The organism is Aeromonas sp. S12(2024), from assembly GCF_041402305.1.
In the GTDB taxonomy this organism is placed as follows: Bacteria; Pseudomonadota; Gammaproteobacteria; order Enterobacterales; family Aeromonadaceae; genus Aeromonas; species Aeromonas veronii.
Window position 1 is genome coordinate 237552 of the sequence record NZ_JBGLRB010000002.1, and the last position, 23419, is coordinate 260970.

21 protein-coding genes and 1 pseudogene are annotated in these 23419 nt (G+C 57.6%); 12 read left to right on the top strand and 10 right to left on the bottom strand.

Annotation, left to right across the window (positions count from 1 at the left end):
- Window positions 1-49: 49 nt before the first annotated feature.
- Window positions 50-625, bottom strand: coding sequence for a PilZ domain-containing protein (locus tag ACB035_RS02975; protein ID WP_279504986.1), 576 nt, complete (start codon window positions 623-625; stop codon window positions 50-52).
- 76 nt (window positions 626-701) lie between these two features.
- On the opposite strand from ACB035_RS02975, the gene ACB035_RS02980 reads away from it, so the two are divergent.
- The 3 genes from ACB035_RS02980 (at window position 702) to lolE (ending at window position 3965) form a co-directional block, all read left to right on the top strand.
- On the top strand, window positions 702-1937 hold the full coding sequence (locus ACB035_RS02980) for a lipoprotein-releasing ABC transporter permease subunit (RefSeq protein WP_371166635.1): 1236 nt from the start codon (window positions 702-704) through the stop codon (window positions 1935-1937).
- Window positions 1938-2025: 88 nt separating this feature from the next.
- Window positions 2026-2724, top strand: a complete 699-nt coding sequence (gene lolD, locus ACB035_RS02985; RefSeq protein ID WP_371166636.1) for a lipoprotein-releasing ABC transporter ATP-binding protein LolD — start codon at window positions 2026-2028, stop codon at window positions 2722-2724.
- Window positions 2724-3965, top strand: coding sequence for a lipoprotein-releasing ABC transporter permease subunit LolE (gene lolE, locus ACB035_RS02990; protein WP_100653592.1), 1242 nt, complete (start codon window positions 2724-2726; stop codon window positions 3963-3965). The genes lolD and lolE overlap by 1 nt, the downstream gene beginning before the upstream one ends.
- Before the next feature lie 98 nt (window positions 3966-4063).
- Here the strand turns inward: lolE and yfbR are convergent, their stop codons facing one another.
- Both yfbR and ACB035_RS03000 read right to left on the bottom strand, forming a co-directional pair.
- Complete coding sequence (gene yfbR, locus ACB035_RS02995) at window positions 4064-4654, bottom strand: 5'-deoxynucleotidase (protein WP_371166637.1); 591 nt, start codon at window positions 4652-4654, stop codon at window positions 4064-4066.
- A 92-nt stretch (window positions 4655-4746) separates the two neighbouring features.
- Entirely contained in the window at window positions 4747-5181 is a 435-nt protein-coding gene (locus ACB035_RS03000; protein WP_201933346.1) for a YccF domain-containing protein, read from the bottom strand.
- A 441-nt stretch (window positions 5182-5622) separates the two neighbouring features.
- Here ACB035_RS03000 and tig point away from each other — a divergent pair, with 441 nt between their 5' ends.
- The 6 genes from tig to ppiD all read left to right on the top strand — a co-directional run bounded on the left by tig (window position 5623) and on the right by ppiD (window position 14061).
- Window positions 5623-6933 (top strand): trigger factor, encoded by a 1311-nt coding sequence (gene tig / locus ACB035_RS03005; protein ID WP_371166638.1) that lies wholly within the window; start codon window positions 5623-5625, stop codon window positions 6931-6933.
- Window positions 6934-7019: 86 nt separating this feature from the next.
- Window positions 7020-7643 carry an ATP-dependent Clp endopeptidase proteolytic subunit ClpP gene (gene clpP / locus ACB035_RS03010; protein WP_371166639.1) on the top strand — a complete coding sequence of 208 codons (624 nt, stop codon included), beginning with the start codon at window positions 7020-7022 and terminating at the stop codon, window positions 7641-7643.
- 70 nt (window positions 7644-7713) lie between these two features.
- Window positions 7714-8988 carry an ATP-dependent protease ATP-binding subunit ClpX gene (clpX, locus tag ACB035_RS03015; RefSeq protein ID WP_371166640.1) on the top strand — a complete coding sequence of 425 codons (1275 nt, stop codon included), beginning with the start codon at window positions 7714-7716 and terminating at the stop codon, window positions 8986-8988.
- Window positions 8989-9129: 141 nt separating this feature from the next.
- Complete coding sequence (lon, locus tag ACB035_RS03020; protein WP_371166641.1) at window positions 9130-11484, top strand: endopeptidase La; 2355 nt, start codon at window positions 9130-9132, stop codon at window positions 11482-11484.
- 240 nt (window positions 11485-11724) lie between these two features.
- Entirely contained in the window at window positions 11725-11997 is a 273-nt protein-coding gene (gene hupB, locus ACB035_RS03025) for a nucleoid-associated protein HU-beta (RefSeq protein ID WP_005315375.1), read from the top strand.
- Between the two features lie 150 nt (window positions 11998-12147).
- Window positions 12148-14061, top strand: a complete 1914-nt coding sequence (gene ppiD / locus ACB035_RS03030; protein ID WP_371166642.1) for a peptidylprolyl isomerase — start codon at window positions 12148-12150, stop codon at window positions 14059-14061.
- Between the two features lie 253 nt (window positions 14062-14314).
- Here ppiD and ACB035_RS03035 read toward each other — a convergent pair whose 3' ends face one another.
- From ACB035_RS03035 to ACB035_RS03055, 5 genes are all read right to left on the bottom strand, one after another.
- Window positions 14315-15907, bottom strand: a complete 1593-nt coding sequence (locus ACB035_RS03035) for an ABC-F family ATPase (RefSeq protein WP_069553922.1) — start codon at window positions 15905-15907, stop codon at window positions 14315-14317.
- 166 nt (window positions 15908-16073) lie between these two features.
- Window positions 16074-17726, bottom strand: coding sequence for a cation acetate symporter (locus tag ACB035_RS03040; protein WP_247822679.1), 1653 nt, complete (start codon window positions 17724-17726; stop codon window positions 16074-16076).
- On the bottom strand, window positions 17723-18034 hold the full coding sequence (locus ACB035_RS03045) for a DUF485 domain-containing protein (protein WP_040068110.1): 312 nt from the start codon (window positions 18032-18034) through the stop codon (window positions 17723-17725). The genes ACB035_RS03040 and ACB035_RS03045 overlap by 4 nt, the downstream gene beginning before the upstream one ends.
- A 105-nt stretch (window positions 18035-18139) precedes the next feature.
- Window positions 18140-18766, bottom strand: coding sequence for a 3'-5' exonuclease (locus ACB035_RS03050; RefSeq protein WP_371166643.1), 627 nt, complete (start codon window positions 18764-18766; stop codon window positions 18140-18142).
- A 2-nt stretch (window positions 18767-18768) separates the two neighbouring features.
- Window positions 18769-20556 carry a putative nucleotidyltransferase substrate binding domain-containing protein gene (locus ACB035_RS03055; protein ID WP_371166644.1) on the bottom strand — a complete coding sequence of 596 codons (1788 nt, stop codon included), beginning with the start codon at window positions 20554-20556 and terminating at the stop codon, window positions 18769-18771.
- Between the two features lie 168 nt (window positions 20557-20724).
- On the opposite strand from ACB035_RS03055, the gene ACB035_RS03060 reads away from it, so the two are divergent.
- The 3 genes and pseudogenes from ACB035_RS03060 (at window position 20725) to ACB035_RS03070 (ending at window position 22440) form a co-directional block, all read left to right on the top strand.
- A complete protein-coding gene (locus ACB035_RS03060) occupies window positions 20725-21531 on the top strand; it encodes a crotonase/enoyl-CoA hydratase family protein (protein ID WP_064336229.1) in 807 nt (268 codons plus the stop codon).
- 18 nt (window positions 21532-21549) lie between these two features.
- Window positions 21550-22076 (top strand): annotated as a pseudogene (locus ACB035_RS03065) (phage portal protein); the annotation flags it as partial.
- A gap of 58 nt (window positions 22077-22134) precedes the next feature.
- On the top strand, window positions 22135-22440 hold the full coding sequence (locus tag ACB035_RS03070) for an ogr/Delta-like zinc finger family protein (protein WP_236380790.1): 306 nt from the start codon (window positions 22135-22137) through the stop codon (window positions 22438-22440).
- Between the two features lie 133 nt (window positions 22441-22573).
- Here the strand turns inward: ACB035_RS03070 and ACB035_RS03075 are convergent, their stop codons facing one another.
- Both ACB035_RS03075 and ACB035_RS03080 read right to left on the bottom strand, forming a co-directional pair.
- Window positions 22574-23059, bottom strand: coding sequence for a hypothetical protein (locus ACB035_RS03075; RefSeq protein WP_236380789.1), 486 nt, complete (start codon window positions 23057-23059; stop codon window positions 22574-22576).
- Entirely contained in the window at window positions 23056-23367 is a 312-nt protein-coding gene (locus tag ACB035_RS03080; RefSeq protein WP_371166645.1) for a hypothetical protein, read from the bottom strand. The genes ACB035_RS03075 and ACB035_RS03080 overlap by 4 nt, the downstream gene beginning before the upstream one ends.
- Between the last annotated feature and the right edge of the window lie 52 nt (window positions 23368-23419).

A 23419-nucleotide genomic window follows, 5' to 3' on the forward strand; every position in this document is an offset into this window, starting at 1 on the left:
GTTCGATTCTTTTAACGTTGACGTTATCTATCGCTGACGTTCGCTTTGGTTAGCGCTGACGTTCTTGGGCGCGCAGCTTGAGCTGTTTCGATTGCACGTGGAGGCTGGCACGAACCAGCAGTTCGCGGTCATCTTCGCGGATCCGCACATAGTCGAGCTGCACATGGGTGCCATGTTCACCGCCGTCGAGCTGTTTGACCTGGCCATAGCAGTAGATCGCTGCCGCCTCTTCCCGCAGGAAGATCTTGAGGCGGACGATCTGGTGCAGGTGCGGCGCATCCCCGTGATCATTATAAGGGTGCAGGTAGGTGAGCTGGCCAGCCCCGAAGCGCAGGGTGTGAAAGCGCTGCTCCGGATGGTCCTGCAGGGAGAGCACATAGCCCATGATCATGTCGATCTTGCGGGACTGCTGATTGACGATCTCGATCAGATCGTGCATCGACTCGTTCTGGTTGCGCAGCAGGCGGGTGGTCACCAGATCGATGGAGGTAATGGCCGAAGAGATCCGAAAGGGCTCCGGCAGCTCAGCGTCCAGCTCCTCCAGCGAGGGGAGGTGGAAGTCGGCCGGCATGGGGATCACATTGACCGGCGTGGCATGAGTGACGCTGAAGAACTGTTCCTGCATGGAGGCTATCCCTTGTTGTCATGGACGGTTTCCCTTTATTATCCGGTATCTTATTTTGTTGGCAACGTACATATCCTTGAAGACCGGACTTTTTCAGCCCCTTTCGCTGGCCATCGGCCTGCGTTATGCAGGCTCGAAGCGCAGCAATCGCTTCGTCTCATTTATCTCCCTGTTCTCTACTTTTGGCATTGCCATCGGGGTCGCCGCCCTGATGGTGGTCATTTCGGTGATGAACGGTTTCGAAGGGCAGCTCAAAGGGCGCATCCTCGGGGTGATCCCCCATGTGGTGGTGACCAATCAGGCTGGCCGCATTGATGCAGACCCGCAAGGCTTGCCGGATCTGGCCAACTTACCCCATGTGGTCGCCACGGCCCCCATGCTCGACAGCGAAGGGATGCTGCAAAGCCCTGGGCAGCTGACCGGGGTGAGCGTGCAGGGGATCGACCCTGCAAAGTGGCCCAAAGATGACATCCTCCACAGCCAGATGCTGGGGGGGCGACTCGATACCCTGCAGGCAGGCCACTACCGCATCGTGCTGGGGCAGGGGGTGGCTCGTCGCCTCAATGTCTCCATCGGCGATCAGGTTCGCCTGATCCTGACCGAAGGGACCCGCTTCACCCCGTTTGGCCGGGTACCGGCCCAGCGCCTCTTTACCGTCTCCGGCATCTTCGGGGTCGGCGCCGATGTGGATAACCAGATTGCGCTGATCGCGCTGGGGGATGCTCAGCGGCTGCTGCGCCTGCCGCCAGAAACCGTCGGTGGCATTCGCCTCTGGCTCGATGATCCCTTTGCCGCTGACGAGGTGATCAAGGCGCCGCTGCCGGATGGGCTGCTGTGGCAGGATTGGCGCCGCGAGCGGGGCGAGCTGTTCCAGGCGGTTGCCATGGAAAAACGGATGATGGGGCTGATGCTGGTGCTGATCATCGCCGTCGCTACCTTCAACATCCTCTCCGCGCTGGTGATGGTAGTGACGGACAAGGAGGGCGAAGTAGCCATCCTGCGCACCATGGGCATGAGTGAATCGGGGATCGTCAAAATCTTCATGGTGCTCGGCGCCTCCAGCGGGGTGATTGGCGCCCTGTTTGGCGGACTGGCGGGCCTTGCGCTCTCCCTGGGTCTCAACCCTCTGCTCAATGCGGTGGGGCTCAACCTCTATATGGCGGCGGGCGGCAGTGGCCTGCCGGTGATTGTCGAGCCGGCTCAGGTCATCACCATTTTGCTGGGCGCCGTGCTGCTGAGCTTCAGTGCCACCCTCTATCCGGCGGCCCGCGCTGCGCGGGTGAAACCGGCCGAGGCGCTGCGTTATGAGTAATGCCGTGAATAATGCATCTTCTGTTGTGACTGGTGCCCCTGTAGTTGCGGGTGCCAGCGTTGTTACCGAGGCAAGTGGAGCCCCTGTTATGAATGAAGCCGTATCCTGTGAACCTCTGCTGCGCTGCCAGGCGCTCAATCATGTCTATAAAGAGGGGGAGCTGGAGACTCAGGTGCTCAAGGGGATCGATCTCTGCGTCGCACCCGGTGAAATGCTGGCGGTGGTGGGGAGCTCCGGCTCCGGCAAGACCACTCTGCTGCATCTGATGGGGGCGCTGGACAACCCCTCCAGCGGCGCCGTGCTGTTCAAAGGGGAGGATATCCACCATTGGGACAGCCGTACCCAGGCCCGTTTTCGCAACCGCGAGCTGGGCTTTGTCTACCAGTTCCACCACCTGCTCTCCGAGTTCAGTGCGCTGGAAAATGCGGCCATGCCGCTGCTGATCGCCGGTGAGTCGGTGGCGGTTGCCACCGAAAAGGCAACCAGGATGCTGGGGCGGGTGGGGCTCTCCCATCGCTTGAATCACCGTCCCTCCGAGCTCTCCGGTGGCGAACGTCAGCGGGTGGCGATCGCCCGGGCGCTGGTCAACGAACCGAGTCTGGTGCTGGCGGATGAGCCTACCGGCAATCTGGATCACGCCAGTGCCACCGCGGTGTACGAACTGCTGTGTGAACTGAATCGTGAACTGGGCACTGCGTTTGTGGTAGTGACTCACGACTTGAGCCTCGCGGCCAAGCTCCATCGCCGGGTGACCCTGGTGAGCGGCGTGATGGCGGAGGTTGCCTGATGTTCAAACCGCTGCCCCTCTTTCTGGGCCTGCGTTACAGCCGCTCCCGCCGTCGCAACGGGTTTATCGCCTTTATCTCTGCCTCTTCCCTGATCGGTATTGCCCTCGGGGTGATGGCGCTGATCCTGGGCCTCTCCGCCATGAACGGTTTCGAGCGGGAGCTCAAAGATCGGGTGCTCTCGGTCGTGCCGCAAGGTGAGCTGGACGCCGTCGAGCGGCCGCTGCCGGATTGGCCACGTCTGCGTGACTATCTGCTGGCCCAGCCGGGCGTTGAGGCGGCTGCGCCGGTCATTCGCCTCAATGGCCTGCTGGAGCATGGCTCTGCCCTCAAGGGGGTGCAACTGCGCGCCGTGCTGCCCGATCTGGAAGCCAATCTGTCGGATGCCGGCAAATACATGACGGGCCGTGGTCTGCGTGAGCTGCAACCGGGTGAACGTGGGGTGATCCTTGGCAAGACCATCGCCGACAAGCTGGGCGTCAAGGTGGGGGATTCTGTTGCCCTGCTGCTGCCGCAAGGGGGCGATCAGGCGGGGATCAAGAATCCCCGCCGCGAAGCCCTGACCGTGGTAGGGCTGCTGGAGATCGGCGGTCAGCTCGACGGCCTGCTCGGCTTTATGCATCTGGCCGATGCGCAAGGGATCACCGGCATGGGCAGCGATGTGGAGGGCTTCAGCCTGCGGGTGAGCGATGTGCTTAATGCACAAAATATTACGATCGCCGCGGCGCAGCAGTTCCCTCATCACGTCTATATCCGCAGCTGGATGAACAGCCAGGGTTATCTCTATCAGGACATCCAGATGGTGCGTACCGTCATGTATGTGGTGATGCTGATGGTGGTGGCAGTGGCCTGCTTCAACATCGTCTCCACCCTGGTGATGGCGGTGAACGAGAAGCGCAGCGAGATCGCTATCCTGAAAACCATGGGGGCGAGCCCCGGCCAGATCCGGCTCACCTTCGTCATTCAGGGGATGGTCAACGGCGTGGCCGGTGCCCTGCTCGGTGCCCTGCTGGGCGGGCTGCTATCGAGCAAGTTGACCCAGATCCTGGGTGTCATCGAGAAGCTTATTGGCCACCGCTTCCTCAATCCGGATATCTACTTTATCGACTTCTTGCCGACCGAGTTGCATATGCAGGATCTGCTTATCGTGACGGGTGCTGCCATCCTGATGAGCCTGGTGGCAACCCTCTATCCTGCCTGGCGGGCGAGCGGTCTGGTACCGTCCCGCGAGCTGGGTCACTGATACGCTGAGCCAAGTTGCAACAAGTAACGAAGGGCCCGCCGGTGTTAAACCGGCGGGCCCTTCTGTTTTTTGTCTGTGTGTCGATGTGGTGAGCGGACTTAGTGGGCGTTCAACTCGTCGAGCGGTAGCGAGAAGCTCGGTACAAAGATATCGATAAAGTAGCGCATTTCGTCGCTCATCCTGGCTTCCAGCATGGCTTCAAGGCGCTTGCGCGCCGGTTCAAACTCCCGGTTGCCCACGCTTAACTCCTCCAGGCATTTTGTATAGGCGCAGAGCGTGTCCGCATCCTTGACCAGCCTGGCCAGCTCCTCATCCTGAGCTGCTGAATCGAGCAGGGGGCGAAAGTCATCGACCAGTTCTGGCGGCAGCATGCCGAGCAGACGCTGTTCGGCGGCCAGCTCAATCTTCTTGTACTCACGGGCAATTTCGGGGTTGAAGTATTTGACCGGGGTGGGCAGATCGCCGGTCAGCACCTCACTGCTGTCGTGATAGAGGGCCATCACGGCGGCGCGGCCGGCATTCACGCTGCCGCCAAACAGCCGGTTTTTGATGATGCCGAGGGCATGGGCCACCATGGCCACCTGCAGGCTGTGCTCGGCAATGTTTTCCGGCTGGATGTTGCGCATCAGGGGCCAGCGATAGATGAGTTTCATGCGGGCGAGATTGGCGAAAAAGTGACTGGGTAACATGATTGCCTCAACAAAAGAGAATAGAAAAGGGCAGACCCTAGTCTGCCCTTTTTTTCGTTGCTGGGCAGCGTCTGCCCGCGCATTTCCCGCAGTTAGCGGATATAGCGGCCCGATTCAGCCTCCTGATTGGTCACAATCATCTGGCCAATGGGCGCTAGGCTGATCAGCGCCAGCTTGAGGTGCTGGATACCGAACGGAATACCGATAATGGTCACGAAGCAGGCCAGTGCGGAAGCGATGTGGCCTATGGCCAGCCAGACACCGATCAGCACGAACCAGAGGATGTTGCCAATCAGCCCCAGAGTGCCGGTGCCGATATCGCTCTGGCCGGTCATGGTTTTGCGGTTGACAGCCTGCTTGCCAAACGGGAAGAAGGTAAAGGTGCCGATCACGAAGCAGGCTCGTCCCCAGGGAATGCCGATCAGCGAGATAAAGCAGATAAGACCGGCCAGCCACCAGGCCAGGCCCATAAAGACACCTCCCAGTACAAACCAGAGCAGATTGAACAAGAAGCGGAAAAAGGCCATGTGAGTGACTCCAGATCATCAATTTGGTTGCCACCATAACGAGGGAGGGGTAGGGACGCAATGGTTGATTGGCCCAATCGCCATTTGGCTGGTCAAATTGAGTCGTCGTCCGCAACGGTGACCTGTTTATCGGCGAAAAATGGGTAATAAAGCGGCGTTCGGATGAAAAAAGGTGAGCAAACGCAAAATTATCCTCACTGGATGGTTGAACTAGAGGTCCTCTCTCCCCATATAAAGGGCAGTTTTGCACGAATTGTGCTTGCACGCCGCTCAATGTGGGGGATGTGTGGCTCGACTCGACCAAAGTGCGCCGCTATAATGCCGCGTCATATTTTCTCATCACAAAGACATATCGTTGTCTTTATAAACAGGAAGACTCCGGGCTTTGCCCAGGGGCAATAAAGGGTCAGCACACAGTGCTGAGTTGAACGAGGTAGAAGAATGCAAGTTTCTGTAGAGACAACCCAGGGTCTGGAACGCCGTCTTACCATCACTGTACCGGCTGCTACCGTAGACGCCGCTGTGCGTAAAGAATTGAATGGCCTGGCCAAAACTCGTCGCATCGACGGTTTCCGTCCTGGCAAGGCTCCGGTTGCCATCATCAAGAAGATGTTCGGCGCCATGGCTCACGCCCGCGTTGCTGATGAAATGATGCAGAGCAACTTCATCAAAGCCATCATCGAAAACAAACTGAGCCCGGCCGGTGCCCCGACCATGGATCCGAAAGAGATCAAAGAGGGTCAGGATTTCGAATTCACCGCCACTTTTGAAGTGTATCCGGAGTTCGAAGTTGCAGGTCTTGAGACCATCAAGGTCGAGAAGCCGGTTGCGACCGTGAAGGATGAAGATCTGGCCAACATGATCGACACCCTGCGCAAGCAGCACGCTACTTGGGCTGATGCCGATGTTGCTGCTGCCAATGGCATGCGTGTGACCATGGACTTCGTCGGTTCCATCGACGGTGAAGAGTTCGACGGCGGCAAAGCTGAAGGCTTCAACCTGGTCCTGGGCGCTGGCCGTATGATCCCGGGCTTCGAAGACGCCATCCTGGGCAAGAAAGCGGGCGACGAGTTCACCATCGAAGTGACCTTCCCGGCTAACTACCACGCTGAAAACCTGAAAGGCAAAGAGGCCAAGTTCGCTTCCAAGCTGATCAAGGTTGAAGAGCAGATCCTGCCTGAGCTGACCGAAGAGTTCGTGAAGCGTTTCGGTATCGAGAGCGGTTCTGTTGAAGAGCTGAAAGCCGAAGTGCGCAAGAACATGGAACGCGAACTGGCTCAAGCCCTGAAAAACAGCGTGAAAGAGCAGGTTCTGAACGGTCTGGTTGAAGCCAACCAAATCGACCTGCCGAAAGCAGCTGTTGCTCAAGAGATCGACGCACTGCGTCAGCAGGCTCTGCAGCGCTTCGGTGGTTTCCAGGGCGGCAACGCTCCCGAGCTGCCGGCTGAACTGTTCCAGGCTCAAGCCGAGCGTCGTGTACGTGTAGGCCTGCTGCTGGGTGACGTGATCCGCACCAACGAGATCAAGGCTGACGATGCCCGTGTAAACAGCATCATCGAGTCCATGGCGACTGCCTACGAAGATCCGAAGGAAGTGATCGAGTACTACCAGAAGAACGAACAGATGCTGAACGGCGTTCGTAACCTGGCAGTCGAAGATCAAGCCATCGACCTGATCCTGTCCAAAGCGCAAGTGACCGAAAAAGAAGTTGCCTTTGACGAAGTGATCAACAAGTCTGGCGCCGCTGCCTAAGAACATTTGACTTAAGGTCAAGACTGTTAAGTATAATGGCTCGTGTGATCTCCACTCGGGCCATTTTATTTTAGGGACAATGCCTTATGTACAAGAACTATAACGATATGACCGATTCTCCCAGCAATGCGCTGGTCCCCATCGTGGTCGAACAGACTGCCAAGGGTGAACGTTCCTACGATATTTACTCCCGTCTGCTGAAAGAGCGGGTGATCTTCCTGACTGGTCAGGTTGAAGATCACATGGCCAATCTGGTGGTTGCCCAGTTGCTGTTCCTCGAATCCGAGAATCCGGACAAGGACATCTATATCTACATCAACTCGCCGGGTGGTTCGGTGACTGCGGGCATGTCCATCTATGACACCATGCAGTTCATCAAGTCGGATGTCAGCACCGTCTGCATGGGGCAGGCCTGCTCCATGGGGGCCTTCCTGCTGGCCGGTGGCGCCAAGGGCAAGCGTTTCTGCCTGCCTAACGCCCGCGTGATGATCCACCAGCCGCTGGGTGGCTTCCAGGGTCAGGCATCTGATATCCAGATCCACGCCCAGGAGATCCTGAAGATCAAAAATACCCTGAACGAGCGCCTGGCGTTCCACACCGGTCAGGACATGGCTACCATCGAGCGTGACACCGATCGTGACAACTTCATGTCTGCCGAGCAGGCCGTGGCCTATGGTCTGGTTGACGGTGTTCTGAGCCAGCGTAGCTGAGCAGGGTGTCCCGGTCTGTTGTAAACTCAACAGGCCGATCCATCCTCTATTGATAAAACGAGGTTGCTGAATGACAGAGAAACGCAAGGGTGAGGGTGATAAGCTGCTCTACTGCTCTTTTTGCGGCAAAAGCCAGCATGAAGTGCGCAAGCTGATCGCTGGCCCTTCCGTCTACATATGTGATGAGTGCGTCGAGCTGTGCAACGACATCATCCGCGAAGAGATCCGTGAGATCTCGCCCAAGCGCGATGGTAACGAGCTGCCGACCCCTCATCAGATCCGCGCTCATCTCGATGACTATGTGATCGGGCAGGAGTATGCCAAGAAGGTGCTGGCCGTTGCCGTCTACAACCACTACAAGCGTCTGCGCAACAGCGGCGAAAACAGTGGTGTGGAGCTCGGTAAATCCAACATCCTGCTGATTGGCCCGACCGGTAGCGGTAAAACCCTGCTGGCCGAGACTTTGGCTCGTCTGCTGGATGTGCCGTTCACCATGGCCGATGCGACCACCCTGACCGAAGCCGGTTATGTAGGCGAGGACGTGGAGAACATCATCCAGAAGCTGCTGCAAAAGTGCGACTACGACGTAGAGAAAGCCCAGCGTGGCATCGTCTACATCGACGAGATCGACAAGATCTCCCGCAAGTCGGACAACCCCTCCATCACCCGCGATGTCTCTGGGGAAGGGGTACAGCAGGCACTGCTCAAGCTGATCGAAGGGACCATCGCTTCCGTGCCGCCGCAAGGTGGTCGCAAGCATCCGCAGCAGGAGTTCTTGCAGGTTGATACCTCCAAGATCCTCTTCATCTGTGGCGGTGCCTTTGCTGGTCTGGACAAGGTGATCGAGCAGCGTTCCGTGAAGGGAACCGGTATCGGTTTTGGTGCCGAGGTGAAATCCAAGGATGCCAAGGCCACCCTGAGCGAGACCTTCGCCAAGGTAGAGCCGGAAGATCTGATCAAGTATGGTCTGATCCCCGAGTTCATCGGCCGTTTGCCGGTTGTCGCGACCCTGACCGAGCTGGACGAGTCTGCCCTTATCAAGATCCTGAAAGAGCCGAAAAACGCGCTGACCAAACAGTACGCTGCGTTGTTCGATCTGGAAGGGGTCGAGCTGGAGTTCCGTGACGATGCGCTCAACGCCATTGCCCGCAAGGCGATGGAGCGTAAAACCGGTGCTCGTGGTCTGCGTTCCATCGTGGAAGCCGTGCTGCTGGATACCATGTATGACCTGCCTTCTCTGGAAGGGGTCAGCAAGGTGGTGATCGACGAAACCGTGATCAAAGGGGACTCCGCGCCCTTGATGATCTACGAAAATCCCGAAACCCAGGCTGCTGCATCAGAGTAAATGTCTGATTTTTAATCAAATGGAAGGGGCTTTTTGCCCCTTTCATGCTTTTTACGGTTTCGGCGATTGAATCTCATCTCAGCGCCCCCATATACTCAGCCAAGCGCTTTGCCAACGGTATAACAAGCCGAGAGGACATATATGAACCTAGAGCGTTCAGAACGCATCGAGATTCCCGTCCTGCCTCTTCGTGACGTGGTGGTTTATCCCCACATGGTCATTCCACTCTTTGTGGGGCGGGAAAAATCCATTCGCTGTCTGGAAGCGGCCATGGAGCAGGACAAGAAAGTTCTGCTGGTGGCCCAGAAGGATGCGTCAACCGATGAGCCAACGGTGGAGGAGATCTTCACCGTCGGGACAGTGGCCAATATTCTGCAGATGCTCAAGCTGCCGGACGGCACCGTCAAGGTGCTGGTAGAGGGGGGACAGCGTGCCCGCCTGGAGCGGATGCTCGACGACAAGGATTTCTTTGTCTGCGAGGCCCAGTACATTCCCTCCCAAGCCATTGAGGAGAAGGATCAGGAAGTGCTGGTTCGCTCCGCCATCGGCCAGTTTGAAGGCTATATCAAGCTCAACAAGAAGATCCCGCCCGAGGTACTGACCTCGATCTCGGCGATCGACGATGCTGCGCGTCTGGCTGACACTATGGCGGCCCACATGCCGCTCAAGCTGGAAGACAAGCAGAAGGTGCTGGAGATCGTCTCGGTCTCCGAGCGCATCGAGTTCCTGATGGCGATGATGGAGTCGGAAATTGACCTGCTGCAGGTTGAGAAGCGCATCCGTACTCGCGTCAAGAAGCAGATGGAAAAGAGCCAGCGCGAGTATTACCTCAACGAGCAGATGAAGGCCATCCAGAAAGAGCTGGGTGAGCTGGAAGATAGCCCGGATGAGTTTGAAGCCCTCAATCGCAAGATTGAAGAGGCTGGCATGCCGGAAGATGCCCGTGAAAAGGCCCAGGCCGAGCTTGCCAAGCTGAAGATGATGTCTCCCATGTCCGCCGAGGCTACCGTGGTTCGCAGCTATGTGGACTGGATGGTACAGGTGCCGTGGAAGGCGCGCTCCAAGGTCAAGAAAGACCTTGGCAAGGCGCAAGAGGTGCTGGATGCCGATCACTATGGCCTCGAGAAGGTCAAGGATCGCATCCTCGAATATCTGGCGGTACAGGCACGGGTGAACAAGCTCAAGGGCCCTATCCTCTGTCTGGTTGGGCCTCCCGGTGTGGGCAAGACCTCGCTGGGCCAATCCATCGCCAAGGCGACAGGCCGCAAATATGTGCGGATGGCCCTCGGTGGGGTGCGTGACGAGGCGGAGATCCGTGGTCACCGCCGTACCTATATCGGTTCCATGCCTGGCAAGCTCATCCAGAAGATGGCGAAAGTCGGTGTGAAGAACCCGCTGTTCCTGCTCGACGAGATCGACAAAATGAGCTCGGACATGCGTGGCGATCCTGCCTCTGCCTTGCTGGAAGTGCTGGATCCGGAACAGAACAACAGCTTCAACGATCACTATCTGGAAGTGGATTATGACCTGTCGGACGTGATGTTCGTGGCCACCTCCAACTCCATGAACATCCCGGGTCCGTTGCTGGACCGGATGGAAGTGATCCGCCTCTCCGGTTACACCGAAGATGAGAAGCTCAACATTGCCAAGCAGCATCTGGTTGCCAAGCAGATCCAGCGCAACGGCCTGAAAGAGTCCGAGATCACCATCGAAGATTCTGCCCTGGTCGGGGTGATCCGCTACTACACCCGCGAGGCCGGTGTGCGGAGTCTGGAGCGCGAGATCTCCAAGATTTGTCGCAAGGCGGTCAAGCGCATCCTGCTGGACAAGAGCATCAAGCACGTTCAGGTTAATCAGGAGAACCTCAAGGAGTTCCTCGGGGTGCAGCGTTTCGATTACGGCAAGGCCACCGACCAGAATCAAGTGGGTCAGGTGTGTGGTCTGGCGTGGACCGAAGTGGGGGGCGATCTGCTCACCATCGAGACCACCAATATGCCGGGCAAGGGCAAGCTCACTTATACCGGTTCTCTCGGTGATGTGATGCAGGAGTCCATCCAGGCGGCCATGACGGTCGTAAGAGCCCGTGCCGAGAAGCTGCGCATCAATGCCGACTTCTACGAGAAGCGCGATATCCACGTGCACGTACCGGAAGGGGCTACCCCGAAAGATGGTCCGAGCGCCGGTATCGCCATGTGTACTGCCCTGGTCTCCAGCTTGACCGGTAATCCGGTTCGTGCTGATGTGGCGATGACAGGGGAGATCACCTTGCGCGGCGAAGTGCTGCCCATCGGTGGTCTCAAGGAGAAGTTGCTGGCAGCCCATCGTGGCGGCATCAAGCGAGTGCTTATTCCGAAAGAGAACGAGCGTGACCTTGAGGAGATCCCGGCAAACGTCAAACAAGACCTTGAAATTTATCCGGTTCGCTGGATTGACGAGGTGCTGGAATTGGCGTTGCAGGACAATCCACAGGGGTTTGAGCGCGTTTCTGTCGTGTAAATGTTGATGCGCCGCAAATTTGGCGCATTCGGCGGGTGGTTAAGGCTTGCATGCGCCCGATAACGGAAGTAGCCTTGACCACCGATCGGGTACTCGTGATGAGTCGCAATGCGTTGTGTGGCGCGGGTTTGCGCCAGATTGTCACTTGCAACTGATCAGGAGGCTTGCTATAAAACCTCCACTTGTTGTGGCCAGGGAAATCAGCGCCGCAGCGGTGTTTGATAAAAGGGGAATATAAGAGTGAATAAATCTCAACTGATTGACAAGATTGCAGACGGTGCCGATATCTCCAAAGCTGCCGCTGGCCGTGCGTTGGATGCCTTCATTGATGCTGTTGGTGAAGCGCTGAAAGAGGGTGACCAGGTTGCTCTGGTTGGTTTCGGTACTTTCGCTGTACGCGAGCGTGCTGCCCGTTCAGGCCGTAACCCGCAGACTGGCGCGACCATCGAAATCGCTGCTGGTAAAGTTCCTGCCTTCAAAGCCGGTAAGGCCCTGAAAGACGCTGTTAACTAAGTCGGTCGCTGATATCCGTCGGCTACCGTCCTTGGTCGCAGACCAGACAAGTTAGAGAGTCTTCTCTCATACTGATTGACCAAGGCGCATCGCAATCGGTGCGCCTTTTTATTGTTTACGCCCATCGAGTTCGGGAGCATAAGTACAAACATGATGTTGGATAAACTACGCGAAGGGGCGCAGGGCAAGGTAGCCAAGGTTATCTTGGGCCTGATCATCCTCTCCTTTGCCTTGGCTGGTGTAGGTAGTTACCTGAACGGCCCGGCCCGTACCGCCCCCGCCACCGTCAATGGCACCGAGATCAGTGCTGCGGCACTGGAAAATGCCTACCGTAACGAGCGCGCCCGCATGGAATCCCAGATGGGAGAGGCATTCAGCCAGCTGGCCGCGAACCCCGATTACATGAAACAGTTCCGTCGCGGTGTGCTGGATCGCCTGATCGATCAGGCGCTGCTGGACAGCAAGGCCCGTGAACTGGGTCTGCGTATCAGTGACGAACAGATCAAGCAAGCCATCGTGGCCATGCCGGAGTTTGCCGAGAACGGCAAGTTCAACAATGACCGCTATCTGCAACTGATCCGTCGTGCCGGCATGACTCCTGAAATGTTCCGTGACTCCCTGCGTCAGGACATGGTACGTCAACAGTTGATGAGCGCTCTGCTGGGCACCGAATTCTCCCTCAAGGGTGAAGCGGAGCAGCTCGACAAGCTCTACAACCAGACTCGCGATCTGCGTCTGGTGCGTCTGGCTGCTGCCAACTACATGGCTGACGTTCAGGTCTCCGACAACGAGCTGGAGCAGTACTACAAGACCAATGGCGCCCGTTTCATGAACGACGAACAGGTCAAGGTCGACTATCTGCTGCTGGACGCTGCCAACCTCGCCAAAGATATCAAGGTCACCGAGCAGGATGCCCAGGATTACTACGATCAGCACCAGGATCTGTTCCAGCGTGCCGAGCGTCGCCACGTGGCTCACATCCTGATCCCGTTTGGCAAGGACGAGAAAGCGGCCGAGCAGAAAGCAGAAGCCGTGCTGGCCAAAGCCAAGGCGGGTGATGATTTCGCTGCGCTGGCCAAGGCTGACTCTTCCGATACCTTCTCTGCCAAAAAAGGCGGCGAGCTGGACTGGTTCGAGAAAGGGGTGATGGATCCGGCCTTCGAGAAAGCCGCGTTCGCCCTGAACAAGGCTGGCGATCTCTCCACCGTGGTGAAGAGCCCGTTCGGTTTCCACATCATCAAGCTGCTGGGGGTTGAAGCAGCCCAGACCAAGCCGTTTGCCGATGTGAAAGAAGAGACCATCACTCGTCTGCAAGCTGACAAGGCCAAGGAGAAATTCTTCGCCGAGCAGCAGAAGATGGCTGACAACAGCTTCGAAAACCCGGACTCGCTGGATCTGACCGCTGATGCCATGGGGATGAAGGTTCAATCTTCCGATTTCTTCACCCAAGCGACTGCTCCGGCTCCGCTGAATGATCCCAAGGTGCTCTCCGTGGCGTTCTCCGAACAGCTGCGCGATGACAACACCAACTCCGACGTGATCGAGCTGGCTGACGGCAAGGCGCTGGTGCTGCACATCACTGGTCACAAGCCCAAAGCAGTCAAGCCGCTGGCCGAGGTGAAAGAGCAGGTGATTGCCGCCATCAAGCATGACAAGGCCAGTGAAGTGGCCCGTGGCAAGGCCCAGGGCCTGCTGGACAAGCTGAAAGTCGGTGAGAGCATCACCGCCGATCTGACTGCACTGGGTCTGAAAGTGGAGACCCACAAAGGGGTTGCCCGCTTCGATCGCGAGCTGGATCAGAACCTGATTGCCCAGGCATTCACGCTGCCCCATCCGATCGACGGCAAGCCGAGCGTGGCTCTGGTTGCCGAGACCAATGGTGACCGCGTTGTAGTTGCGCTGGACAAGGTCAACGTCCCTGCCGTCGCATCCGGCATGGCCGCCATGCTGCAAGCTCAGCTGGGTCAGGGCAAAGCTCAGGTGGATTACAAGTCTCTGATCGACGAGTTGCGCAAAGCAGCCAAGATCGAGTACTTCACCAGTGTGGAAGCGACCGTCGAGTAATCGGCACTGCGCAATCCATTGAAAACGGCTCCTTGATGGAGCCGTTTTTTTATCTGTGGGCAAAAGAGGGGGGATACTCAAGCTCTGCTCTCTGCTCTCTGCTCTCTGCTCTCTGCTCTCTGCTCTCTGCTCTCTGCTCTGTGGCGTGTAGTCACACCACTGCTATATGCCATCTCAGTCGTCTAAATACGGGATATAAAAAAACCGGCACCTGAGTGCCGGTTTTGCATTGCGCACTTGCGCAGGAGCGGGGTTATACCACGCCCTGGGTGCGCAGGTAATCCTCGTAGGTGCCGCCGAAGTCGCGGATACCATCTTCGGTCAGTTCCAGGATACGGGTCGCCAGAGATGAGACGAACTCGCGGTCGTGGGAGACGAAGATCAGGGTCCCCTGGTAGAGCTCCAGTGCCATGTTCAAGGATTCGATGGATTCCATGTCCAGGTGGTTGGTCGGCTCATCCATGATCAGGATATTGGGGCGCTGCATCATCAGCTTGCCGAACAGCATGCGACCCTGTTCACCACCGGAGAGTACCTTGACCGGCTTCTTGATGTCGTCCTGAGAGAAGAGCAGACGGCCCAGTATGGAGCGTACAGCCTGCTCGTCTTCGTTCTCCTGTTTCCACTGGGCCATCCAGTCGAACACGTTGAGATCAGTGTCGAAGTCTTCGGCGTGATCCTGAGCGTAGTAACCGATCTGGGCGTTCTCGGACCACTTGATGGTGCCGGTATCCGGTGCCAGTGCGCCGACAAGGGTCTTGATCAGGGTGGACTTACCGATACCGTTGGTACCCAGAATGGCGACCTTCTCGCCCACTTCCATCATCATGTTGAGGCCCTTGAACAGTGGACCGTCGCCATAACCCTTGGATACACCTTCCACTTCCAGGATGTTGCGATAGAGCTTTTTGTCCTGCTCGAAGCGGATGAATGGGTTCTGGCGGCTGGAGACCTTGACGTCCTCAATCTTGATCTTGTCGATCTGCTTGAGACGAGAGGTCGCCTGACGGGACTTGGAGGCGTTGGCGCTGAAACGGGAGACGAAGGATTGCAGATCGGCGATCTGGGCCTTCTTCTTGGCGTTGTCAGCCAGCAGGCGCTCGCGCGCCTGGGTGGCGGCCAGCATGTAGTCGTCGTAGTTGCCTGGGTAAACGCGCAGCTCGCCGTAGTCCAGATCCGCCATGTGGGTACAGACGGAGTTCAGGAAGTGACGGTCGTGAGAGATGATGATCATGGTGCTTTCACGTTCGTTGAGCACCTGCTCCAGCCAGCGAATGGTGTTGATGTCCAGGTTGTTGGTCGGTTCGTCCAGCAGCAGGATGTCAGGGTTGGAGAAGAGGGCCTGTGCCAGCAGCACCCGCAGTTTCCAGCCTGGGGCCACTTCGCTCATCGGGCCGTTGTGTTGCTCGAGCGGAATGCCGACACCCAGCAGCAGCTCGCCTGCACGTGCTTCGGCGGTGTAGCCGTCATACTCGGCAACCAGACCTTCCAGCTCGGCGGCCTTCATATAGTCTTCGTCGGTGGCTTCGAGGTTGGCGTAGATGGCATCGCGCTCGGCGATGGCTGCCCACAGCTCGGTGTGACCCATCATGACCACGTCCAGTACGCGCATCTCTTCGTAGGCGAACTGATCCTGACGCAGCTTACCGATGCGCTCGTTGACGTCCAGGCTCACATTACCGCCAGTGGGCTCCAGATCACCACCGAGGATCTTCATAAAGGTGGACTTGCCACAGCCGTTGGCGCCGATAAGGCCATAGCGGTTGCCGCCGCCAAACTTGACGTTGATGTTCTCAAACAGCGGCTTGGCGCCGAACTGCATGGTGATGTTGTTGCTACTTAACAAGGTATGTGTCCCGATTGGTCTGTCAAATGGCGCGCATTATGGCACAGATCCCCCGAAAGTTTTAGCGAGAAGTGTGATCTTGATCGGGGCAAGCGGGGCGTGCAGCCGATTGATGGGCAATAAAAAAGCCGGCGCGAAGCCGGCTTGGAAGGATGAATTTGAACTGTTAGTGGGAGGTAGCGCCAGAGGCCCCCAGCCCGGTTTGGGAGCGAACGAACTGCGGCAGGAACTTGGCATGCTCGTCGGCGGCGTTCTGGGAGCTGTCGGTGATGGAGAAGAACCAGATCCCGATGAAGGCCAAACCCATGGAGAAGAGGGCCGGGTATTCGTAGGGGAAGATGGCCTGGGCATGGCCCAGCACTTTCACCCACACGGTCGGGCCCAGGACCATCAGGGTTACTGCGCTCACCAGCCCCAGCCAGCCACCGTAGACGGCGCCACGGGTGGTCAGGCGTGACCAGAACATGGAGAGGAACAGCACCGGGAAGTTGCAGCTGGCGGCGATTGAGAAAGCCAGACCCACCATGAAGGCGATGTTCTGCTTCTCGAACAGGATCCCCAGACCAATGGCAACTACGCCCAGCACCAGAGTCGTCATCTTGGAGACACGCAGTTCATCGGTCTCGTTAGCCTTGCCCTTCTTCAACACACTGGCATAGAGGTCATGGGAGACCGCAGAGGCACCGGCCAGGGTCAATCCGGCGACTACCGCCAGAATGGTGGCAAATGCCACGGCAGAGATGAAGCCGAGGAACAGACTTCCACCCACTGCATCAGCCAGGTGGACTGCCGCCATGTTGGTGCCGCCCAGCAGGGCGCCGGTGGCATCCTTGAAGGCCGGATTGGTGCTGACCAGCAGGATGGCGCCAAAACCGATGATGAAGGTGAGAATGTAGAAGTAACCGATAAAGCCAGTGGCGTAGAACACCGATTTACGCGCCTCTTTGGCATCGCTCACAGTGAAGAAGCGCATCAGGATGTGGGGCAGGCCGGCGGTACCGAACATCAATGCCAGACCGAGCGAGATGGCGGAGATGGGGTCGGAGACCAGCCCGCCCGGGCTCATGATGGCGGAGCCTTTCTCGTGCACTTTGACCGCTTCGCTAAACAGGGCGCCGATGTCGAAGTTGACTGACTTCATCACCATGATGGCCATAAAGCTAGCACCGGAGAGCAGCATCACTGCCTTGATGATCTGCACCCAGGTGGTGGCCAGCATGCCGCCAAACAGCACGTAGAGCACCATCAGGATACCGACCAGCACCACGGCCACATGGTATTGCAGGCCAAACAGCAGCTCGATCAGTTTGCCAGCACCGACCATCTGGGCGATCAGGTAGAGGGCGACCACCACCAGCGAGCCGCAGGCGGAGAGGGTACGCACTTCAGTCTGCTTGAGGCGGTAGGAGGCGACATCGGCGAAGGTGTACTTGCCGAGATTGCGCAGCCGTTCGGCGATCAGGAACAGAATGATGGGCCAGCCCACCAGAAAGCCGATGGAGTAGATGAGGCCGTCATAGCCGGAGGTGTAGACCAGCGCGGAGATCCCGAGGAAGGAGGCGGCGGACATATAGTCACCGGCGATGGCCAGACCGTTCTGGAAGCCGGTGATACGGCCACCGGCCGCATAGTAGTCGGAAGCCGAGCGGTTGCGCTTGGAGGCCCAGTAGGTGATGAACAGGGTAGCGGCCACAAACACCAGAAACATCACGATGGCGGCGACATTAAGGGGCTGACGCTCCACGGCGCCAGAGATTGCATCGGCCGCCAGCAGGGGAGAGGAGGCCAGTGAAGTCAACAGCAGCAACTTGCCTTTCATGATTGCACCCCTTTGAGGATCTTCTGGTTCAGTTCATCAAACTCGCCGTTGGCGCGAAAGACATAGACGCCGGTCAACACGAAGGAGGAGAGGATCAATCCTACCCCGACAGGAATGCCGCGAGTAATGGTCGACCCTTCGCTCAGGGGGGTGCCGAGCCAACCGGGGGCAAAGGCGATGAGCAGAATAAACGCCAGGTAGAGTCCCAGCATCAGAGCCGAGAGGGCCCAGGCAAAACGCTGGCGCTTGGCGACCAGCTCCTGGAAGTTGGGATCTTGCTGGATCCTCAGATAGCTTTGCTGTTCCATTGCAGTTCTCCATGACATGAGTGTCAGCGGTGGATGGGGTAACCCCGACGAGCAGGTAATCTGCTCATGTAATCAAAATGTGAATTAAATGTTATTTCTCGACAATTAGACTTTGGGATAAGTGAGTGGCGAGCCGCAGGTCAGGCGCAGGTAGATGAGCGCGGCCGTGGTGGCATCGGCAAGGGCATCGTGGGCGGGCAGGGGGGGCAGCGCCAAGTGACGGCAGATGGCACTCAAGTGGAGGTCAATCGCCGCATCGGGGTAGCGGCGATAGAGGTGGTCGTGATAGAGCTGGCTCACCTCGATCCCTCGCTGGGGCAGGGTCAATCCCCACAATTTCTGGCAGGCAAGATTGAGAATGCGCAGGTCGTAGGCGATGTGATAGCCCACCAGTTCGCGCGGGCCGATAAAGTTGAGTAGCAGGCGCAGCGCGGCTTCCAGCTTCATCCCCTGTTGCAGATCCTGATGGCGCAGACCGTGGATCACCACAGATTGGCTGGTCAGGCTGGCCGGTGGCTGTACTTTGATGGCGAGGGCCTCACCGGTCAGCAGCCGGTTGCCCTGAATGCGCACCGCCCCGATGGAGACGATCTCTGCCTGCTCGGGATCGAGACTGGTGGTCTCGAAATCGAGGGCGATCCGTTCATCTTCCGGTGGGGTGGCAAAGAGTGGCGCGAACTCGCCCGTTCGGAACGCACGGCCATACCAGTAGCGTCGAACGCGGCTCAACATGGCTATTGTCTCAGACGAAAGTGCAAGGTGAGCCACTGCTGGAATTTCTTCACCTGATGCAGCGCCTGACGCAACAGATCCCGCTCGCTGTGGCTAAGCTCGCTTGTCTGCACCCGACTATTGCCTCCCTTTAGCTGGCTGCGCAGCCTCAGCCGGATAAAGAGCCGAAACGCCTCTGCCAGATTGCTGCCATAGTCGGCACTGAGCCGATCGGCTGCCACCAGCGCATCGATACGCCCCAGGGTTGAGGTTTCCAGAATGCCTGCCTCAAGGGCCAACATGCGGATACCGTGCACCAGTGGGAACAGGCCGCCCCGCTTCAGATCCAGCCCTTCCGGTGGCTGCTCCAGCCTGCCAAACAGAGTGAGGGGGGCATGGAAGGCCACCGCCGATCGCACCATCTCCGCCAGCAGATCCCGTCTGTCCGCCAACTGCTCGCGCAGCGCTCTGGCAACCGGCAGATGCAGTTGGCGATCCCCCGCGATGGGGTGAGCATCGGCCAGGGTGGCGAGCCAGAGCAGCTCATCCTCTTTTGTCGTGGTGCAGGCGCTGGCAATGGCGCTTTGCCACTCGCTACCTGTTTTCACCCAGGCCGGATTGTTCACCATCACCAGCCCGGGACACAGCGGGTAGCCGAGGCGCTCCAGCAGGGCGCTGAATTCGGCCAGATCGGCTGCCTGGGTGGGCCATGCCAGCCCTTCTGGCAGGATCAGGGCGTTGTCCTGATCGGTTTTGAGGATCTGCTCGCCGCGCCCCTCCGAGCCCAGCATCAGCAGGCAGACCTTATCCTGCACCTCGGGGGGAAGCACCAGCGCAAAGGCTTTGGCGATCAGCTGTTCGTTGATGGTGGCGATCAGTTTCATCAAAAAGGCGGTGTGGATCCCCTGGGCAAACAGCGAGCGGGTCAATTGTTGCTGTTCGCGGGCCACCGCCTCCAGTGCCGGCAGGCTGTCGGCGCGGGCGATACGCAACGTCAACACGTGGGAGTGGGTAGAGAAGAGCCCCAGCACCTGAGTCAGTTGCAGGATCCCCGCCACCTCGTTGCCGCGCCACACCACCAGTCGCTTGATGCGATGGCGGGTCATCAGCAGCAGGGCATCAAACAGATAACTCTCCAGCGGCAGACCAATCAGGGGCGTGGGGGTCAGCACCGAGAGGGGCGCCGTCAGCGGCAATCCCTTGAGGGTCAGGGCGTGGAGCAAGGTCTTGCGGGTTGCAAGCGTGAGGGAGCCGTCGTGGGCCGGGTAGAGCAGGCAATCGGTTCCCTTGCTCACCATGGCTTCGGTCGCCGCCAGCAGTGACAGCTTGCTGTCGACGATAAGCGGTGCCTGCAGGTGGCCGGGTTCGATGCGGGTCAGGATAAATTCCGCCAGATTCTTCTGACCCAGCTGTTCGCGCTGCTCTTGCTGGCGCTGACGCTCGGCCAGATTGGCGGTGAAGTAGCTGGCAAACTGCGGATCCTGCTCACAGAGCGCCAGAAAGGTGTGGCGAGGGATGAGCTGGCAGAGGCTATCTTCCAGTGCAGTGAAGCGGTGGCGGCAGTGGCCGTCAAACTGGGCGCGCACATCGAACAGATCATCAACCCCGTAATCACCAAACTGGTGGTGAGGGGCAGACTCTTCCACCGCCCCCTTGATGATGAGATAGAGGCCGGGAGGCTCGTCTCCCTCTTTTAGCAGCTGCTCCCCGGCCCGAAAATAGCAGAGCGAGAGGTGACGGGATAGCCGCTCGCGCGCCTCCTCATCCAGTCTGTCGAACGGTGGTCTGGCAAAATTGAACAGGGTTGACATGACAGCGTCCTTTGCTGGCTTGCGGCACTCATGCAGCTCCCAGTGTGACAAAGGGAGGGGGAGGCGACCAGCCGACTTTAGTCTCAGCTGTACCGCCTGTTCACACTCTGATAACGTGGTGGTATGACCAGTGAGTCAGTTTCAGGGATCAAGGAGAGGACAAGGGAGATGGAAAAACCAAGGATCAAATGCGAGATCCACGACGGGATTGCCGAAGTGATGTTGACGCGGGGGGACAAACTCAATGCGCTGGACCGCGCCATGTTCAGTGCCATCGACGAGACGCTGACGCAGCTCGCCCGGCACAAGGGGTTGCGGGCGGTGATCCTGCATGGCGAGGGGCGGGCCTTCTGCGCCGGGCTGGATGTGAAATCCATGCTGAGACAGCCGGTAGCGGCGCTCGATATTCTCAAGCGTGAAGCAGACGAAGCGACCAATCTGGCCCAGCGGGTTGCCTATGGCTGGCACCAGCTGCCGGTGCCGGTGATTGCGGTGACCCAGGGAGTCTGTTTTGGCGGTGGATTGCAGATCGCGCTCGGCGCCGATTTTCGCTTCAGCACCCCCGATTGCCGCTTCTCGGTGATGGAGATCAAGTGGGGCATCATCCCCGATATGAGCGGCAGTGTCACCATGCGCAACCTGATGGGGCTGGATACCGCCATGGAGCTGGCCATGAGCGGGCGCGAACTGGATGCCGTCGAGGCCAAATCCCTCGGGATGGTGAGCCGTGTTTGCGCCGATCCGCTGGTGGAGGCGCGAGAGTTTGCCCGCACCCTCATCACCAAGTCGCCCGATGCACTGGCGGGGATCAAGCAGCTTTACAGCCAGGCCTGGGCTCGTAGTGACGAGGCGATGCTGAAGGAAGAGACCCGGCTGCAAAAGCAGATCCTGGGGCGACCCAATCAGTGGCGGGCCACCCTTAACAGCCTGTTTCGCTGGCGGCTGCCCTTCGGGCCGCGCCGCAATCCGCTCTGACTGCGAGCTGCACGAGCGATCTACGGTATGCCCGACTACTTGGGCGGCCTGCAGTCGGCCCTGCTTAACCAGGATGCCACCCTGTTTCGGCGCAAATACTTCCTCAACGGCGCCCACATGGGCTTCATCTTCTACGCCACCGACCCGAACATGGATGACGACACCGAGGGGAGATGAAGGAGATGATCGCCAGCAGCAAAGGGGTGGGGAATTTTCGCTCCATGTTCGTCAACATCTCGGACGGCAAGCCCGATGGCATCAAGTTGATCCCTGTGGGGGACATTGCCACCAAGGACGAGTTCGCGGCCATCAAGGGGATCACCGCTCAGGATGTACTGACCTCCCACCGCTTCCCGGCTGCGCTGGCCGGCATCATTCCGACCAATGGCGGGGGAGGGCTTGGAGACCCTGAGAAGTACGATGCTACCTATGCCCGCAACGAGGTGCTGCCGCTGTGCGAGCTTATCCAGGATGCAATCAACAGCGAGGGACGCCCTCGCTCCCTTTGGGTCGATTTTCGGGAGAATATCGGTTCAACTGTATAAACAAACAGTGCTTGCTGTGGGAAGATAGGCTGTTGATTTGGATAGAAAAGGGGGCGCAATGCGGGTTTATTGCAAAGTGTGTGGCCAGCGGGGCCGCATTACCAAGACCAACCGACTGAGCGATGATGTCTCGGATCTCTACTGCCAGTGCACCGATGCCGAGTGTGGCCACAGTTGGGTGGCCACTCTGTCGTTCGCCCACACCCTAAGCCCCTCGGCCAAGACCACCAACCAGCTGGTGCTTAGCTTGATGGGATCGCTCACACCAGAGGGGCGGCAGCTGGTACTCAAAGGACTGGGACGCAATAGCGCCCCCAGTTGTTTTTCCCTATTCACTCGATACCTTCATAGATTGCTCGTGTGAGCTTGTCGAGACTTAACGTCCTGTTAAGGGTTGAGCAACGCAATACAAAAGGTGCTGCAACCAGCATAAACACTTAAACCAACGCATAGTAAAATGCTACACATTGCTAGGCACTATTAAATAGTTTGTTGAATTAATTTATGAAGTGAGAGATAACCTGCTCCATATCTTCATTTTTATCGCAATAAAATAGCCAATAATATATCAAAGGCTTAGCAATGCGGTAACTTTCGCTTGTTAGTTCGAGTGAAAGAACGAATTCATCATAATCCTTATATTCACTAGCTTTCTCGACCCATGCACCGACCTGAAGACCATCGAGTGTTGGTTCTTCTTGAATGATCCGTAGTGACTTATTGATATCATGTAGTTGACAGTAAAAGATAGGATTTCCGTCAGTTTCCAAGGAAATGTTCGAAAACTGCCTCGCATTAACAAACCTGCGACGTTTTCTGATTTTTGGACCGAGATAACTAATCTTGTGAAGAATTTCTTCCGTTATTTGCTGTTGTTCTTGGTCAAACGTCAAATTACTCAATAGTTGACGCCAAAAACGTTTGGCTTTTTCATAACTAACCTCAGAGCCTATATCTGAAGGTAAGTTTATTTCATCTCTCACGGTTGCACCTCACAGTCTTTTACGAAGGCGCGACCAGCACGGACTTCTATATCTACGCGCTCTGACTTCGTATTTTTAACACGAAATGTCTTTGACACTTGAGCTTGTACTCCATTCGCACCTTGGACGTAAGATCTTGCTTTGGAAAACTCCACTTCTCGAATTAAAATCTCATTTTGGGGTAGGCTAGCTTCCAAATGGTTCAACAAATCAATACTTTCAGTTACGCCTAAGTCTCCATTTCTTGCCCATGGCTTAGACTTTTCTAACCTCATACCTTGTGCCTGAAAGCGCCCTCGGTTTTTCATTTTACCTCCATTAATTTAACGTTCTGTTAAGGGAGGCGTGAACGTAATAATA